Genomic DNA, 16193 nt, shown 5'->3' with positions numbered 1-16193 from the left:
TTGCGCTTCAAACAAGCAGCTGTCCAAACCGTTTTCGGTTTTTAAAAGGCAAACCTCAAACCTGTGCGCAAAGAGCGTCCGGGCAGCGGGGCGAGGTATTTGAGAGTGGAATTGTGTGGGCGGGCTTCGACGTTGCCGAGATTGCGGGCATCGACAAACCATTCGAGCGTGCGGTCGCCGGCTAATTTGTGGGAATAGGCGATATAGGCATCCCAGATATTGTAGCCGCCCAAATCAGCCTCCTCATAAACGGCTTTGCCGCGCCGTTTTTGCGAAGTGTAACGGGTCAGGCTGCTGCCCACCTGCCAGTTTCCTTTGCTCCACTCCAGCCCGATGCCATAACGTGAGGCAGGCAGACCGGGCATGTAGTCGCCCTGGTTGTGGATGCGGACGCATTTTTTCCATTTATCGGGATCGCGGGCGTCGGCGGCGGTGCAGGCCGGTTTGTCCACCGGGCTGTTTTTCACCAAATCGGCAAACAGGCGGGCTTCCAACGAACCGTAGCGCTTGAGATTAAAGGCTTGGGTCAGCTCCAGTTCGAAACCGCGGATTTTGGTGTCGCCCTGCTGCCAGTAGCGTATCGGCAGCCATTGGGCATACACGCCGCTGTGGACGAGATAGATGTAGTCGTCAAAGGCGGTGTGGTAGTAGGCGGCTTTGAATTTGGTGTTGCGCCAAGTGATTTCGTTGCCGATTTCCCAGGTTTTGGCCGTTTCTTTTTTCAGGTCGGTATCGCCGTTTTCGCTGGCAAAAGTAGAGAAATGCAGGTTGCCGGCGAAAAGCTCGTTAATATCGGGCGCGCGCTGCGAACGGCTGCGGCGCAGGCTGATGCGCCATGCGTCAAGTGGCTGCCAGGCAAGGGCGAGCTGGTGGCTGTGCAAGTCGAAATTGTATTTTTTGTTTTCACGCGAACCGCCGTAGTTGCGCGAGGGCTTGAAATTGGTGAAGTCGGGCGTGTGGCTGACTTTGCCGACACGTGCGCCCACTTCGGCTTCTAAACTGCGGTAGCGGAATTTCTCCAGCGCAAACACGCCGTAAGCGCGGGTGCGGGTATCGGGCAGGAAGCGGTCGGCACCGAGGCCGTCCGTACGCCGCTGCCGCCAGTCTATCCCCGCGCTGCCCCGCAGAAAATCACCGGCTTTGTGATTGAATTCGACGCGCAGATCATTGCTGCGGCTGTTGATGCTGCTGACAAAGTAATTGCCGAGAAATTCGCGGTTTTTGGCATCCGTATGGGCAAATTGGGCTTTGATATTGTCAAACCACGCGCTGCCGGGGCGGTACATGGCTTCGCCTGTCCAGCGGGTTTGCGCGGCGGAAACATTGGCGGGAAGTGCGCCGTTGAGCTTTTTAACGTGGGTGTTATACGAAGAATAGCCGGGCATGCCGTAATCATTCAGGTAGCGGCTCACGCCAATGCCTACATAGCCTTGATCGCCAATATAGCTGGCGCCAACGGAGAAACTGCGGTTATGCATATGGCTGTTAGTCAGCCGGCCTTTTTCGTTGGGTGTGATGTGGGTGATACTTTTGATGCTGCGGCCGTTGCCCTCGGTAATACTTGGATCGTAAAGCGGGTTTTCCACCCAGTTGCCGAAATTGGGTTTGGTTTCGCGGTACAGATCGGCATAGGAAAGACCCATCGCGTCGCGCCACGCTTCGCCTTTGTCTAGATAGTTTTTATCAACATACCGATAAAAACCCTTATTGAAGAAATAATTGTAACGAACTTCAAACTGGCAGGCCGATGACAGCGGAAAATAAAGATTTTTGCCGACATGCTCATAGCACGCCGATGCCTTGCTGTACCCCGGGATGCGGTAATGCGAGATTTTGCTGTTGAAGCCATCAATATGCCAGGCCAGTTTGCCCGCTTTGCCATCCAGCGACAGGATTTCGGTATGCGGCGTATTGTAACCGCCGCTGATTTCAACCTTACCGCCAAAAGGTTTTTCCGGCAGCGCGGACGGAATCTGACCGGTCTCCACATTTACCGCACCGCCAATCGCATTGCCGCCGTACAGCACGGCAACAGAAGATTTGTGCACGGTGATTTTGTCAGCCAAAAACGGCTGCACCGCTGTGGGCAGGTTGCCGCTAACGGCGGCTATATCGGATACGCCTAAGCCGTTTTCCATCACTTTAACGCGCGTACCGCCCAAGCTACGGATTTGCGGCAGCCCGTTGTTTGGGCCGAAACTGCTGTTTTGCACGCCGCCGATTTTTTCCACCGTCTGCCCCAGTGAAATGCTGCGCGTGGATTTCAGCGCCGTTTCATCCAATACATCTTTGCTGCCGCTATCCAGACGGCTGCCTTCCTGCGGCTGCCGTTTGCCTTTCACAAGCACCTGCTCCAGCTCGGTAGCTTCGGAAGCGTTATTGCCGTCGGCAAAAATTGTCGTAGGAAAAGTTAAACAAATCAAAAACAACAAAGGTTTTATTTGAAAATGAGGACGCATAACAAAACTCTACACAAGTAAATTTAATGTTATATAGTAATCCATCCGGCGTAATAAGCACTTGACGAACGTCAAGTTGTGTTGAGTTTTGTAAAGATATTGGACAACATCAAACCCTGCAATCGCATCGCAAGATTTGACTTTCTCAAGCGTATCCATACGGCCATCGGGCTTCACCTTCGGCGACAGCTGCCACAGGCTGTAAAACGTTTTCAGGCTGCTTTGCCATCGGAAAGCAGCCTGAAAAATATTCGGCGCAATGGGATAAGGATTTGTATTCGTTTTCGGTTTATAATCCGCGTCTTTTTGCCGCGCCGTAACAATCCAAGGCAGCCTGAAAGCCGTTTTGCCGCTTTCAGGCTGCCTGAAAACCTTGCCTCGTCCTACCAACCCAATCCCGCAACTGTTATGTCCAAATCCCTTACTCGCTTTTACCTGCCGCTGCTGCTGGCGATGCCGCTGCTGTTTGCCGCCAGCCTGTCGGTGGGGGTGGCGGACTTCCAATGGAGCCGCCTGTTTTCGCTGTCCGACGATATGCAGCTGATGATGATCAGCCGCCTGCCGCGTACTTTTGCCGTGGTGCTGACCGGCGCTTCGATGGCGGTGGCGGGGATGATTATGCAGATTCTGCTGAAAAACCGTTTTGTCGAGCCGTCAATGGTGGGGGCGAGCCAGAGCGCGGCGCTGGGCATGCTGCTGATGTCGCTGTATTTTCCGGCGGCGCCGCAGCTGGTGGGGATGTCGGCGGCAGCCGTGACGGCGCTGGCGGGCATGCTGCTGTTTATGGCGCTCACTCGCCGTCTGCCGCCCACCGCGCAGCTGATGGTGCCGCTGGTGGGGATTATTTTCGGCGGCGTGATCGATTCGGTTACCACCTTTATCGCTTATGAAACCGATTTGGTGCAGCGTTTGGCGGTGTGGCGGCAGGGCGAGTTTTCCGGCATGCTGCAGGGGCGGTACGAGCTGCTGTGGATCGGCGGCCTGATGGCGGCGGCGGCTTATCTGATTGCCGACCAGCTGACCATCGCCGGTCTGGGCGACACGGTCAGCGTCAATCTGGGCTTGAGCCGCACCACGGTGCTGTGGGCGGGGTTGGTGATTGTGGCGATGATTACGTCGCTGGTGATGGTTACCGTGGGCAGCATTCCGTTTATCGGGCTGGTGGTGCCCAATATCGTCAGCCGCATGATGGGCGACAAGCTGCGCCGCAGCCTGCCGGCGGTGGCGCTGTTGGGTGCGTCGCTGGTGCTGGCCTGCGACATCGCCGGCCGCCTGATCCGCTATCCTTTCGAGATTCCCGTTTCCACCATTTTCGGCGTGGTCGGCACGGTGTTGTTCCTCTATCTTTTGCTGAGAAAGAATACCCATGCAGCCTGAAAATACCCTGTCCGCCCCGCGCAGCCGCACCGTGCTGTGGCTGCTGCCGCTGCTCTTGGCCGCCGCCTGCGTGCTGTTTATGACGCTGAACATCAAAGGCTCGTGGGACTACGCGCTGCCGCACCGCGCCACCAAGCTGGCGGCGCTGGTGATGGCGGCCTATGCCGTCGGCGTGTCCACGCTGCTGTTTCAAACCATCACCGGCAATCCGATACTCACGCCTTCGGTGCTCGGCTTTGACAGCATGTATATCTTCCTGCAGACGCTGCTGGTGGCGCTTTTGGGCGGCATCGGCTACACCCTGCTGCCGCTGGCGGGCAAGTTCACGCTGGAAATGGCGGCGATGCTCGGCGGCTCGGTGCTGCTTTTCAGGCTGCTTTTGCGCGAAGGCGGGCAGGATCTGACGCGGATGATTCTGATCGGCGTGATTTTCGGCGTGCTGTTCCGCAGCCTGTCTTCGCTGTTGCAGCGGCTGATCGACCCCGAAGAATTTGCCACCGTGCAAACCAACCTTTTTGCCTCGTTTAACACCGTCAACGAAAAAATGCTGTGGTTCGGCGCGGTGGTGATGGTGGTGAGCGCCGTCTTTATCTGGCGCGAGCGCTACCGGCTCGACGTGCACCTGCTCGGCCGCGACCAAGTAACCAATCTCGGCATCCCCTACCGCCGCCACGTTCTGTGGATACTCACTTGGGTGGCGGTACTGGTGGCCACCGCCACCGCGCTGGTGGGGCCGGTGAGCTTTTTCGGCCTGCTGGTGTGCGCGCTTACCGACCGCTTTGCCGGCAGCATGAAACACGCCGTGCGCCTGCCGGCGGCCTTTTTCATTGCCGCGCTGCTCTTGGTGGCCGGACAAGCGCTGTTCGAGCACCTTTTAGGCATGAAAGGCGTGCTTAGCGCGGTGGTCGAATTCGCCGGCGGCTTAGTGTTTCTCTATCTGGTGATGAAACAGCGCTAGGCTTTTTTTCAGGCTGCCCGTCCAAAGGCAGCCTGAAAGAGCGTTTTGGCCGCTTTCAGGCTGCCTTCCCCATCCGAATCCCCTATCCGAAACCGAAAACATGATTACCATCAGAAACGTCAGCCACCACATCGGCGGCCGTCCGATTTTGGACAAAATCGACCTCGACATCCCGCAGGGCGGCATTACCGCACTAATCGGCCCCAACGGCGCCGGCAAATCGACGCTGCTGTCGTTTATGGCGCGGCTGCGGCCGCTGGCTGCCGGTGCCAGCATCGGCTACAACGGCCGCGATCTGGCCGCCACGCCCACCGGCGAAATGGCCAAAGTGCTGTCCATCCTCACGCAGGAAAACAGCATCCACAGCCGCATCAGCGTGCGCGACCTGTTGTTGTTCGGCCGCTATCCCTACCATCAGGGCCAGCCCAAAGACGAAGACCGCGCCATCGTTGAAAACGCGCTGGCACAGTTCAAGCTAGAAGACCTTGCCAACCGCTATCTCACCGAGCTTTCCGGCGGCCAGCGCCAGCGGGCGATGATTGCGATGGTGTTCTGCCAGAGCACCGAATACGTGCTGCTCGACGAACCCTTGAACAATCTCGATATGCACCACGCTAAAAACCTGATGCAGCTTCTGTGCCGCCTGACCCACGAACACCAGCGCACCACCGTCGTCGTGCTGCACGACATCAACCAGGCCGCCGCCTACGCCGATTATGTGGTGGCGATGAAAAACGGCCGCGTCGCCCTCACCGGCACGCCGAACGAAGTGTTCACCCGCGACAATATCCGCGACCTTTTCGATATGGAAGTGGACGTGCTCGACTACCAGGGCAAAAAACTGATTGTCCACCATATCTGAAAACAGCCGCGCCGGATAACCAAGGCAGCCTGAAAGCGGCAAAAGCTGTTTTGGTGCGCGGTGTGCATCCTGCCGCCGCCGTTTCAGGCTGCCGTCCCGATGCCGTTTCCGCTTGTTTCAGGCTGCCTGCCCCCCATTGTCTGCCGTAGGGTGCGCACCGCGCACCATTTGCCGCCGCGCCAGACCCATTTAATGGACAAAGCAGCCTGAAAACGGCAGCTGCCGCCCCAAAGGCAGCCTGAAACCCCCAAACCCCACCCCAAGCCTGTTCAGGCTGCCTTGCGCCATGTCCGATTCCGCCCCGCTTACCACCCCGCCGCTTGCTCCGTCCGTTGTTGCCGCGCTGTCCGCGCTCGGCATCGGCAGCGTGGCGGCGCTGCGCCAAACCGGCGCCGACACCGCCTTTCTGCTGCTCAAGGCCGGCGGCCTGAGCGCCACCCGCAGCGTGTTTTGGCAGTTGGCGGCGCTGTGCGAAGGCTGCACGCCGGCGCAGCTGTCGCCGGCGCAGCGGCAATACTGGCAGCAGCGGCTCGACAGCCACCCGCCGGCCGCGCTGTTTCCGCCGCTGCCGGAAATGGAGCGCCTGATGTCTGCCGCGCTGGCCGAAGCGCAAAAGGCGGCGGATGCCGGCGAAATCCCCGTCGGCGCAGTGGTGGTGAAAGACGGCGAAATCATCGCCGCCGCGCACAACCGCTGCATCGCCAGCCGCGATGTCAGCCGCCACGCTGAAATCGCCGCGCTGGCCGCCGCCGGCCAAGTGCTCGGCAACTACCGGCTGGCCGAATGTGACCTTTACGTCAGCCTCGAGCCCTGCGTGATGTGCGCCGGCGCCATCCTCCAATCGCGCATCCGCCGGCTGGTGTACGCCGCCGACGAGCCGAAAACCGGCGCCCGCAGCCTGTTAAACCTATTCGCCGACAAACGGCTCAACAGCCACACCGCGGTGCGCGGCGGCATTCTCGCCGGGCAGGCACGGCAGATGCTGCAGGACTTTTTCAGGCTGCGCCGGCAAAACGGCGGCAGTTGCAGCGAATAAAGCGAAACCAAAAACGGAAAGGACGGCAATGGATCTGATTTTATGGCGCCACGCCGAAGCCGAGCCGGAAAACGGCGGCGGCGATCTGGCACGCGAACTCACCGCCAAAGGCCGACGGCAGGCGCAAAAAAGCGCGGCGGCGCTGGCGGCAAAACTGCCCGCGGGCTATCTGCTGTGGGCGTCGCAGGCCGAGCGCAGCCGGCAAACCGCCGCCGCATTGCGCGAGCCGGACAGCATCCTGCCCGCGCTCAATCCCGATGCCGACCCGCGCCTGCTGCCGCGTCTGCTGCAGCAGGCCGAAGCGCAGGGCGTGCCGGCGCTGGTCATCGTCGGCCACCAGCCGTGGATCGGCAGCCTGTGCGCCTTTTTGCTCAACCAAAACTGGCTGGGCAACAGCTATTGGTCGGTTAAAAAATCCGCTTTCTGGTGGTTTGAATGCCGCGGCGGCATTGGCAGCGACGGCGCCGCCGTGCGGCTGCGGCTGATGCTCGCGCCCGCCGATTTGTAGCCGGCCATACAAACTTTAACGCAGCCGCGCCGCGGCCGGCAGCCGATTGCCGTTATAATCGCCCGCTTGCGGCAACACCCTGCCGCGACGGCATTTTTCAGGCTGCCCGCGCAGCCGCGGAAAACAGGCCGTCCCACACAAGGAAACCAGCATGAGCGAACCCATCAACCTGCCCGTCCCCAGCGGCCACGGCAGTCTGGATCAGTACATCCACACCGTAAACAGCATCCCGATGCTCAGCCCCGAAGAAGAAACCGCGCTGGCCGAGCGCCAGCAAAACGGCGATTTGGAAGCGGCGAAAAAACTGATTCTCTCGCATCTGCGCGTGGTGGTTTCCATCGCCCGCGGCTACGACGGCTACGGCCTCAACCAGGCCGACCTGATCCAAGAAGGCAATATCGGCCTGATGAAAGCGGTCAAACGCTTCGAGCCCTCGCGCGGCGCGCGGCTGTTTTCCTTTGCCGTGCATTGGATTAAGGCCGAAATCCACGAATTTATCCTGAGAAACTGGCGCCTGGTGCGGGTGGCCACCACCAAGCCGCAGCGCAAGCTGTTTTTCAACCTGCGCAGCATGCGCAAAAGCCTGGCCGCGCTCTCGCCCAAAGAAGCGCAGGAAATCGCCGACGATTTGGGGGTGAAACTCTCCGAAGTGCTGGAAATGGAACAGCGCATGACCGGCCGCGACATCGCCCTTTTGCCCGACAACAGCGACGACGACGACGACAACGCTTTCGCCCCCATCGACTGGCTCTCCGACAACGACAGCACGCCCGACAACCAGCTGGCCAAGCAGGCGCACTACGCGCTGCAGACCGAAGGCCTGCAAAATGCCTTAAGCCGCCTGGACGACCGCAGCCGGCGCATCGTCGAAACCCGCTGGCTGCAGGACGACGGCGGCCTGACCCTGCACCAGCTTGCCGACGAATACGGCGTTTCCGCCGAACGCATCCGCCAAATCGAAGCCAAAGCCATCCAAAAGCTGCGCGGCTTTCTGGCCGACAGCGAAGACGACTACCGGCAGGAATAAATCCTGCCGCCCTGCCCTGCCACCATCTTTTTCAGGCTGCCCCAATCCGAAGGCAGCCTGAAAACTTTGCGCCCTCCAGCCTAAGTCTCCCCCGACATCATTGCCGCCGGCAGCCAACCGCCGCGCAAAGCAAAAAGCAGCCTGAAAACTGGATTTGCGGTTTTCAGGCTGCTTTTGTATGGCAGTGCTTCAGAACAATGTCAGCAGCAGGCGGCTGAGCCAGCCGAGCATGCGGTCTTGGAAATAAACCGTGCTCGCAAGCAGGGCGATCACAAACTGCAGCGAGTCCATTTCATCGCCGCGCCGCTGCCGCAGGCGGTTGTGCAGGTAAAAAAACACCATCAGGAAAATCTGCCAATAGAGCCATTTGGCAGGCTCCAGCCAGTAGGCCGCGGCGGCGCGCGCCAGCACCACCGGCATCATTTTTTCCAAACCGCTGCCGGAGAGCACCAGCCATTGCGCCAGCACCACCAGCGCGATTGCCAGATGCATGACCAGCAAGCTGAAGGCATACAGCGGCAGCAGGGTGCCGCTGCGCCGGCCGGCCAGCCCGCCGCCGCGCACTTTTTCCACGCCGCCGAGCCAGAAAAACAGGCTGCCGGCAAACAGATAGCCGTGCATGAGATACAGCGTGGACGGATGCACCAACCGCTGCAGCGCGGGCGCCAGCCACACCGGCCACGAATAATGCCCCTGATGCTTGAGATACAGGTTTTCCATAATCTGCGCCACATCGGGCAGCAGCAGCGCCGAGAGCAGCGCCGCCGCCAACCACAGCAGCAGCGACACCAGCAGCCAGCCGATGCGCCGGTAGCGCAGCGCCTGCCAGGCGAACACCAGCGCGGTCAGCAGCACCGCCGCCAGATTGGGACTGGTCAGCGCTTCCATCGGTTCGGGCTCCGTTGCGGATTCATGGGGTTTCCTTAATCGTTGTTGCCGCACGGCGGCATAAAGAAGGCAGCCTGAAAGCCGTTTTGGCGCGTTTCAGGCTGCTTTGGGCGTTCAATAAACCAGTTCGCCGGCAAAGACTTCGACGGCGGGGCCGCTCATCATCAGGTCTTGGCCGCTTTGCCAGTTGATCGACAGCGTGCCGCCGGGCAGTTCTACCGCCACGTCTTCGCCCGCCGCCAGCAGGCCGAGCCGCACGCCGGCTGCCACCGCCGCGCAGGCGCCGGTGCCGCAGGCCTGGGTTTCGCCGACGCCGCGCTCAAACACGCGCAGGAGGATGTGCCGCGGATCGACAATCTGCATAAAGCCGGCGTTTACCCGCTGCGGAAAACGCGGGTGCGCCTGCAGCGCCGCGCCCCATTCGGCCACCGGCGCGGCGGCAACATCGTCCACCAGCATCACCGCGTGCGGATTGCCCATGCCGACCATCGCCACTTCGGCGCGGATGCCGGCGGCGGCCACCGGATAGCGCAGCGCTTCGTCGTCTTCCCCCGCTTCCAGCGCAAAGGGCACTTCGGCGGCGGCAAAACGCGGCTGCCCCATATTGACGCGCACGGTGCCGTCATCGTTCAGGCGCGGGCGAATAATGCCTTTGGTGGTTTCGACGACGATTTCGCTTTTATCGCTCAAGCCACTGTCGGCCACAAAGCGGGCGAAGCAGCGGGCGCCGTTGCCGCATTGTTCGACTTCGCTGCCGTCGGCATTGAAAATGCGGTAGCGGAAATCGACGTCTGCGCGGCCGCTTTTTTCCACCAGCAGCAGCTGGTCGAAGCCGACGCCGGTATGGCGCTCGGACCATGCCGCCAGCGGCGCTTCTTCCGGCACAAAACGCTGGCTGATGCCGTCCACCACCATAAAATCGTTGCCCAAACCGTGCATTTTGGTAAATCGCAAACGCCGTTTTTCCATCGCTGCCCCGCAGTCGCAAAAAGGCGGCATTATAGCGGCAAACGGCAAAAAAGCAGCCTGAAAAGCTTTTCAGGCTGCTTTTTGGGCAAGGGTTTACCAAATATCGGTTTTGAGTTTGCGCTTGAGCACCGGATGCTCGGACAATTTGAACTCCGGCTCTTTGCCCAGCTTCACTTTGACGGTGTAGTCCTTCAGCAGCAGGCGCACCCATTTGGCCAGCAGGGTGATGGCAACCAGGTTGATCAGCGCCATCACGCCCATGGTCAGATCGCCCATGTCCCACACAATCTGCGCATGGCTGACCGAGCCGAAATACACAAAACCGAGCACCGCCAGCCGAAACAGGTTTAATACCGTTTTATTATTGTTTAAAAACTGGATATTGGACTCGGCATAGGCGTAGTTGCCGATAATCGACGAAAAAGCAAACATAAACAGCACCACCGCCAAAAAGTGCTGCCCCCACGCGCCGACATGGCTCTCCAGCGCCGCCTGGGTCAGCTGGATGCCGTCCAGCCCTTCCTTGGCGGGCAGCTGCGCCAAGAGCACGATAAAGGCGGTGCACGAGCAGACGATAATGGTATCGACAAACACGCCGAGCATCTGAATCATGCCCTGCGACACCGGATGTTTGACATCGGCCGCCGCCGCCGCGTTCGGTGCCGAACCCTGGCCGGCTTCGTTGGAATACAGGCCACGCTTGATGCCCAGCATCATGGACTGCGACACCAAACCACCCAGCAGCCCGCCACCGGCCGCCTTGAAGGTAAAGGCGTCGCGGAAAATCAGCGCGAACATCTCGGGAATACGCTCGGCATGAACCGCCATCACATACAGCGCCATCAAGAGATAGAGCACCGCCATCAGCGGCACGAAACTTTCCGACACTTTGGCCACGCGGCGGATGCCGCCGAAAATAATCGGCGCCGACATCAGCACCAGGCCGGCGGCCAGAAACTGCTGATACTGCGCCCATTGCGCTTCGGACGTGCCCTTGTCCGCCGTCCAGCCGGCAGCCGACTGCACCGCCAGCACAATGGTATTGGCCTGAATCGCGTTATAGACCAGCCCGAAGCAGACAATCAGGCACAGCGCAAACAGCACGCCCAGCCACTTCTGTCCCAAACCCTTGCCGATGTAATAGGCCGGGCCGCCGCGAAACTGGCCGGTTTTCTCGTCGCGCACCTTAAACAGCTGCGCCAGCGTTGATTCGGCAAAGGCCGAACTCATGCCGATTAAGGCCGTCAGCCACATCCAAAACACCGCGCCCGGGCCGCCGCTGCCGATGGCAATCGCCACGCCGGCGATATTGCCGGTACCCACGCGGCTGGCCAAGCCGGTTACAAAAGCCTGAAACGCGGTAATACCCTGCTCGCCGCCGTCATGGCTGCGGCGGCTGCCGGTCATCTCGCGGATGCTGCGCCCGAGCAGGCGGAACTGCACAAAGCCGGTGCTCAGGGTGAAAAACACCCCCACCCCGATCAAAATCCATATCAGCCAGTTCCACAGCGGCTCGCTCAGCGCATTGACGCCGCAATGCAGGACGGACGTCCAATCGGCCTGCTTCAAACACTTTATCTTTGTGTCGTACATAAACTCTCCCGTTAAAAAACGATGCGGCTTGGGAAGCCTTTCCCAAGCAGGCGCGCCGCATTGTAGCCGAGCTTGGCGGCAGCCTGAAAGTTTTACGGCGGCCGGATAACGGGCAAACCACCCAATGCCGGCGTTTTTTCCGCTAGCCGCAGGATAGGCACCATTGGCCGCGCCGGCCGATATTTCGGTGCGCGGTGCGCCGCAGCCGTACCCTTATTCAAACCGCTGCAAATCATGGTTTTAATCGCCGAAAAACTTTCAGGCTGCCTGGGCGGCAGCCTGAAAACTATTCTTCTTCATCCCAGCGGCGGCGGGCGTCTGCGGCGGCGGCGAAACGGCGGTAGAGCGCGTCGCCGTCAGACGCCGCCAGCGCCTGCCGCAGCGCCGCGAGTTCCTGCTGCTGGCTGTCGATCAGCGCCAGCAGCGGCTCGCGGTTTTCCAGCGCGATGTCCGCCCACATCTGCGGATGGCTGGCGGCAATGCGGGTGAAGTCGCGAAAGCCGCTGCCGGCAAAGCGGAAATACTCGGCGCAGCGTGCATCGCCCAGCAGCTGCTGCACATAGGAAAACGCCAGCAGGTGCGGCAGGTGCGACACGGCGGCAAACACCGCATCGTGGCCGGCGGCGTCCATGCGGTGGGTTTCGGCGCCGACCGCCTGCCACAGCGCTTCCACCGTTTTCAGGCTGCTTTCGTCCTGCGTTTCGTGCGGGCAGATCACCAGTTTTTTGCCTTTAAACAGCCCGAAACGCGCGGCGGCGGCACCGCTGCGGTCAGAACCGGCAATCGGGTGCGCCGCCACGCAGCGCGGCAGATGCGCGGGCAGATGGCGGCGGAAAGCCGCGAGCGCCGAGCGCTTGGTGCTACCGACGTCGCTGACAACCGTATGCGCATCCAACAACGGCGCCAGCTCGCGGCAGATCGCCGGCAGCGTGGCCACCGGCGTGGCCACCAGCACCAGATCGGCACCGCGCACCGCCGCCGCTTCGATACGCGCAAACGCGCGGTCGATCACCTGCCGCTCCAGCGCCCGCGCCAGATTGTCGGCATGGATGTCGATGCCGGTTACGGTCTGCACCCGCTGCTGCCGCTTCAAATCGAGCACCAGCGAGCCGCCGATCAGACCGACGCCGATCAGGGTGATTTGGGATAGGGAAAAAGACATGGCGGTTTGCGCTTTCAAATTCAGGCAGCCTGAAAACTGCTTAAGCCTATTCCAAAACAATGCGGATGCCTTTGGCGGCCAGGTTGTCCAGACATTCGCGCAGGTAGGCGGCGTTGTGTTCGGGGTACAGCGGGAAGGCGTCGGCGGCGGGAGCGAGCTTGTCGTGCGGCGGCAGTTTTTGGCCGCGGTAGGCGGGGTCGTTCCATACTTCGGCGGGACGGTAGCCGCGTGCGCGCATTTCGGCCATCACCAGCAGGTGGTAGCGGTAAAGCAGGTGCGGCGGATGGCGGAAAACGTAATCAACGGTGGCATGCGGCCTGCCCCAGCCGGCGCCGCGCAGGGCGGCGCATTCGCGGTGCTGGCCGAGCAGCTGGGCGCGCGGCAGGTGGGGAATCAGGGTTTGGTGCCAGAGTCTCATGGTGCAGTTTCCGGTGCTTTTCAGGCAGCCTGAAAGCGGTTTTGGGTGTTTTCAGGCTGCCGTTTCAGGCAGCCTGAAAGGTCAAAGCAGCCTGAAAGGGCAAAACGGCGGTTTCAGGCTGCCTGCCAGCCGGCGAGAAACTCTGCCCAGTGCGGTTTTTCGGGGGCAAGGGTTTGCAGGTAGCTGCGCAGTTTTTCGGTTTCAAAGCGGTATTGGTCGGCGTCGGCGGCGCCGTTCATCAGGCGGAAGCGCTGGTAAACGAGATAGGTGTTGGCGGCGTCGGTTTCGCAGTAGTCGCGCACGGCTTGGATTTGGTTCTCTTGAACGGCCTGCCATACTTTGCTGCCGTCCATGCCCATTTTGCCGGGGAAGCCGCAGAGTTTGGCGATGTCGTCCAGCGGTACGGCGGCGCGGGGCTGGTAGAGCGAGAGCAGGTCCATCAGGTCGCAGTGGCGCTGGTGGTAGCGGCTGATGTAGTTGTTCCATTTGAAGCTTTGGCTGTCGGCAAAATCGCCTTCGCCCATGTCCCAGTAGCGTGGGGCGGCGATGCCGTGAACCAGGGCGCGGTAGTGCAGCACGGGCAGATCGAAGCCGCCGCCGTTCCAGCTCACCAGCTGCGGGGTGTATTTTTCCAGCAGCCTGAAAAATTCGGCCACCATTTCCGCTTCGCTGTCTTCGGGGCTGCCGAGCGTGCCGACGTGGATTTTGTCGCCCCAGCGCAGGCAGCAGGAAATGGCGACGACGCGGTGCAGGTGGTGGGGCATAAAGTCGCCGCCGGTTTTGGCGCGGCGTTCGCGAAAGGCGTATTCGGCGACTTCGGCGTCGGTCAGGCTGTCGGGCAGGCCGTTCAGCAGGCGGATGCCGGCGGTGTCGGGCACGGTTTCGATGTCGAAGGCGAGGATGGGAATCATGGCAGGCAGCCTGAAAAGGGAAAGCGCGGATTGTGGCACGCGCGGGGGCGCTTTACAACGGGCGATACTCGGGCGGACGGGCTTTTTTCAGGCTGCCGGCGCCGGCAAAAGGTATCGGGCAGCCTGAAAGGGCGGCGCGCGGCTTTCAGGCTGCCTTTACGGGCTAATAGTCAAATTCGATTAGCAAAAGGGCATCCGATTGGGCATAATGCGCCGTTTTTTTATCACACGGAAAGCCATTACCATGAAACGCTCTTTCTCCCTGCGCATCGCCATTCCTGCCGTGATGCTGGCGCTGGCCGCCTGCGGCGAAGCACCCGCGGCCAACGGCCAGCCGGCCGCCGTCGCCCAGAAAAACGGCACCGCGCCCGCCGAGGAATCGGCTGCCGCCAAAATCGGCGCGGGCGTACCGGCCGAAGTCGGCAACACCATCCGCGCCACGCTGGAAAAAAACTATGCCGACCAGAACCTGAAAATCGAAAGCGTTGCCACCACGCCGATTAAGGGCATTTACGAAGTGGTGATTCCGAGCGCCGCCGGCAAAACCGTGGCCTACACCGACGAAACCGGCGCCTATATGCTGGTGGGCGATTTAATCGAAACCAAAGCCGGCCGCAGCCTGACCGACGAGCGCAAGGAAGTGCTCAACGCCGTCGATTTCAACAGCCTGCCTTTCGACAAAGCCATCACCGAAGTGCGCGGCAACGGCAAGTTGAAAGTGGCGGTGTTCTCCGACCCCGACTGCCCTTTCTGCAAAAAGCTGGAACACGAGTTCCCGAAAATCAATAACATCACCATCTACAACTTTATGATGCCGATTCCTTCGCTGCACCCCGATGCCGAACGCAAGGCGGTGCAAATCTGGTGCCAGAAAGACCGCACCTCGGCTTGGCTGGCATGGATGCGCCAGGGCAAACAGCCGGCACAGGTCGCCGACTGCCCGAATCCGGTAGCCGAAACCACCGCGCTGGGCAACCGCTTCGGCTTCAACGGCACACCGACGCTGGTCTTCCCCAACGGCAAAGTGCAAAGCGGCTACGCGCCGATGCCGCACCTGCAGGAAGCCATCGAAGCCAACCAGAAATAAGCAGCCTGAAACGGCAAACCGCTCCGAAACATATTCGGGGCGGTTTTTGATTGGGCACGGCAACAAGCAGCCTGAAAACCCCGTTTGGCGGTTTTCAGGCTGCTTTTATCGGCTGACGGCTGACGGTGCAAGCCGCTGCCGTTTTACAGATGCGGCAGGATGCGCGGGATGATGCGGTCGGGCGTGGCGCCCTGGCTGTTTTCGCCGATGGCGTGCATCTTCCATTCGCCGTTGTGGCGGTACACTTTGGCCATAATCTGCGCGGTGTGGTTGCCCTGCGCGGAAAGGTTGTAGCGCGCGATTTCTTCGCCGGTTTGGCCGTTTACCAGGCGGCAGTAGGCGTTTTCAACGCGGCTGAAGTCCTGGCCGGTGTAGTTGCTCACAGTAAACACCAGCGTTTTCACATGCTGCGGCACCGCCGGCAGAAACACGGCGATTTGTTCGTCGTCGCCGTCGCCCTCGCCGGTGCGGTTGTCGCCGCTGTGCTGCACCGAGCCGTCTTCGCTGTTCAGGTGGTTGAAGAACACCAAATCAACCAATTCTTTGTCTTCGTCAAACATAAAGCACGAAGCGTCCAAATCGATTTCCTCGCTGCCGCCAAACAGGCCGAACAGGCCTTTTTTCTTGGCAACGTCCCAGCCCAAACCCATCACCACGCTGCTCAGCTGGCCGCCTACTTCTTTGTCCAGAGAGATTTTCTGGCCTTTTTGCAGATTCACTGCCATCGCACACTCCTTAAAGTTGTTGCAAAAGATTTTCGCGCTCGTTAAAAGCGGCGGATTATATCAGTTTTAACCCCGCGCAGGCGCACACTTTCGCCGCCGGCGCAGGCAAATCAAACGACGGCGCAACAGCGCCCAGCCGGCGGCCGTCTTTTGCTATAATCCGCCGCTGTTTTTCAGGCAGCCTGAAACGGCAAAACGCCCGCCTACCGGCTT

16 protein-coding genes are annotated in these 16193 nt (G+C 60.5%); 7 read left to right on the top strand and 9 right to left on the bottom strand.

What is annotated here, in order from left to right:
* Window positions 1–41: 41 nt before the first annotated feature.
* Together OP500_RS08075 and OP500_RS08070 are read right to left on the bottom strand one after the other, a co-directional pair.
* Window positions 42–2342: a TonB-dependent receptor gene (locus OP500_RS08075; protein WP_274070653.1), complete on the bottom strand. Its 2301-nt coding sequence runs from the start codon at window positions 2340–2342 to the stop codon at window positions 42–44.
* A gap of 126 nt (window positions 2343–2468) precedes the next feature.
* Complete coding sequence (locus OP500_RS08070) at window positions 2469–2849, bottom strand: hypothetical protein (RefSeq protein WP_274070652.1); 381 nt, start codon at window positions 2847–2849, stop codon at window positions 2469–2471.
* Between the two features lie 18 nt (window positions 2850–2867).
* Here OP500_RS08070 and OP500_RS08065 point away from each other — a divergent pair, with 18 nt between their 5' ends.
* The 6 genes from OP500_RS08065 (at window position 2868) to rpoH (ending at window position 8227) form a co-directional block, all read left to right on the top strand.
* A complete protein-coding gene (locus OP500_RS08065) occupies window positions 2868–3836 on the top strand; it encodes an ABC transporter permease (protein WP_274070651.1) in 969 nt (322 codons plus the stop codon).
* On the top strand, window positions 3826–4794 hold the full coding sequence (locus OP500_RS08060) for an iron chelate uptake ABC transporter family permease subunit (protein WP_274070650.1): 969 nt from the start codon (window positions 3826–3828) through the stop codon (window positions 4792–4794). Before OP500_RS08065 ends, OP500_RS08060 begins: the two co-directional genes overlap by 11 nt.
* Before the next feature lie 100 nt (window positions 4795–4894).
* A complete protein-coding gene (locus tag OP500_RS08055) occupies window positions 4895–5656 on the top strand; it encodes an iron ABC transporter ATP-binding protein (protein WP_274070649.1) in 762 nt (253 codons plus the stop codon).
* A 286-nt stretch (window positions 5657–5942) separates the two neighbouring features.
* Complete coding sequence (tadA, locus tag OP500_RS08050; RefSeq protein WP_274070648.1) at window positions 5943–6692, top strand: tRNA adenosine(34) deaminase TadA; 750 nt, start codon at window positions 5943–5945, stop codon at window positions 6690–6692.
* A gap of 28 nt (window positions 6693–6720) precedes the next feature.
* Window positions 6721–7200: a SixA phosphatase family protein gene (locus tag OP500_RS08045; protein ID WP_238744906.1), complete on the top strand. Its 480-nt coding sequence runs from the start codon at window positions 6721–6723 to the stop codon at window positions 7198–7200.
* Between the two features lie 151 nt (window positions 7201–7351).
* Window positions 7352–8227 (top strand): RNA polymerase sigma factor RpoH, encoded by an 876-nt coding sequence (rpoH, locus tag OP500_RS08040; protein WP_238744908.1) that lies wholly within the window; start codon window positions 7352–7354, stop codon window positions 8225–8227.
* Window positions 8228–8416: 189 nt separating this feature from the next.
* On the opposite strand, the gene OP500_RS08035 is transcribed toward rpoH, so the two are convergent.
* The 6 genes from OP500_RS08035 to OP500_RS08010 form a co-directional block, all read right to left on the bottom strand.
* Window positions 8417–9115 (bottom strand): hypothetical protein, encoded by a 699-nt coding sequence (locus OP500_RS08035; RefSeq protein ID WP_238744910.1) that lies wholly within the window; start codon window positions 9113–9115, stop codon window positions 8417–8419.
* 114 nt (window positions 9116–9229) lie between these two features.
* Window positions 9230–10084 (bottom strand): diaminopimelate epimerase, encoded by an 855-nt coding sequence (gene dapF, locus OP500_RS08030; RefSeq protein WP_274070674.1) that lies wholly within the window; start codon window positions 10082–10084, stop codon window positions 9230–9232.
* A 93-nt stretch (window positions 10085–10177) separates the two neighbouring features.
* A complete protein-coding gene (locus tag OP500_RS08025; protein ID WP_274070647.1) occupies window positions 10178–11677 on the bottom strand; it encodes an alanine/glycine:cation symporter family protein in 1500 nt (499 codons plus the stop codon).
* Window positions 11678–11963: 286 nt separating this feature from the next.
* Window positions 11964–12839, bottom strand: coding sequence for a prephenate dehydrogenase (locus OP500_RS08020; protein ID WP_274070646.1), 876 nt, complete (start codon window positions 12837–12839; stop codon window positions 11964–11966).
* A gap of 46 nt (window positions 12840–12885) precedes the next feature.
* Window positions 12886–13257: a TIGR02328 family protein gene (locus tag OP500_RS08015; RefSeq protein ID WP_274070645.1), complete on the bottom strand. Its 372-nt coding sequence runs from the start codon at window positions 13255–13257 to the stop codon at window positions 12886–12888.
* Window positions 13258–13370: 113 nt separating this feature from the next.
* Complete coding sequence (locus tag OP500_RS08010) at window positions 13371–14168, bottom strand: 3'-5' exonuclease (protein ID WP_274070644.1); 798 nt, start codon at window positions 14166–14168, stop codon at window positions 13371–13373.
* Between the two features lie 244 nt (window positions 14169–14412).
* Here OP500_RS08010 and OP500_RS08005 point away from each other — a divergent pair, with 244 nt between their 5' ends.
* Window positions 14413–15255 (top strand): DsbC family protein, encoded by an 843-nt coding sequence (locus OP500_RS08005; RefSeq protein WP_274070643.1) that lies wholly within the window; start codon window positions 14413–14415, stop codon window positions 15253–15255.
* Between the two features lie 143 nt (window positions 15256–15398).
* On the opposite strand, the gene OP500_RS08000 is transcribed toward OP500_RS08005, so the two are convergent.
* Window positions 15399–15980, bottom strand: a complete 582-nt coding sequence (locus tag OP500_RS08000; RefSeq protein WP_238744921.1) for a TerD family protein — start codon at window positions 15978–15980, stop codon at window positions 15399–15401.
* Window positions 15981–16193: the final 213 nt, after the last annotated feature.

Origin of the sequence: Kingella sp. SNUBH-2017 (assembly GCF_028680565.1) — a bacterium.
GTDB lineage: Bacteria > Pseudomonadota > Gammaproteobacteria > Burkholderiales > Neisseriaceae > Kingella_D > Kingella_D pumchi.
This window is presented reverse-complemented; position numbering and strand designations above follow the sequence as displayed.

Coding starts and splice junctions, on each gene's coding strand:
- OP500_RS08065 (WP_274070651.1), top strand. CDS start 2,868: ATGTCCAAATCCCTTACTCGCTTTTACCTGCCGCTGCTGCTGGCGATG.
- OP500_RS08060 (WP_274070650.1), top strand. CDS start 3,826: ATGCAGCCTGAAAATACCCTGTCCGCCCCGCGCAGCCGCACCGTGCTG.
- OP500_RS08055 (WP_274070649.1), top strand. CDS start 4,895: ATGATTACCATCAGAAACGTCAGCCACCACATCGGCGGCCGTCCGATT.
- tadA (WP_274070648.1), top strand. CDS start 5,943: ATGTCCGATTCCGCCCCGCTTACCACCCCGCCGCTTGCTCCGTCCGTT.
- OP500_RS08045 (WP_238744906.1), top strand. CDS start 6,721: ATGGATCTGATTTTATGGCGCCACGCCGAAGCCGAGCCGGAAAACGGC.
- rpoH (WP_238744908.1), top strand. CDS start 7,352: ATGAGCGAACCCATCAACCTGCCCGTCCCCAGCGGCCACGGCAGTCTG.
- OP500_RS08035 (WP_238744910.1), bottom strand. CDS start 9,115: ATGGAAGCGCTGACCAGTCCCAATCTGGCGGCGGTGCTGCTGACCGCG.
- dapF (WP_274070674.1), bottom strand. CDS start 10,084: ATGGAAAAACGGCGTTTGCGATTTACCAAAATGCACGGTTTGGGCAAC.
- OP500_RS08025 (WP_274070647.1), bottom strand. CDS start 11,677: ATGTACGACACAAAGATAAAGTGTTTGAAGCAGGCCGATTGGACGTCC.
- OP500_RS08020 (WP_274070646.1), bottom strand. CDS start 12,839: ATGTCTTTTTCCCTATCCCAAATCACCCTGATCGGCGTCGGTCTGATC.
- OP500_RS08015 (WP_274070645.1), bottom strand. CDS start 13,257: ATGAGACTCTGGCACCAAACCCTGATTCCCCACCTGCCGCGCGCCCAG.
- OP500_RS08010 (WP_274070644.1), bottom strand. CDS start 14,168: ATGATTCCCATCCTCGCCTTCGACATCGAAACCGTGCCCGACACCGCC.
- OP500_RS08005 (WP_274070643.1), top strand. CDS start 14,413: ATGAAACGCTCTTTCTCCCTGCGCATCGCCATTCCTGCCGTGATGCTG.
- OP500_RS08000 (WP_238744921.1), bottom strand. CDS start 15,980: ATGGCAGTGAATCTGCAAAAAGGCCAGAAAATCTCTCTGGACAAAGAA.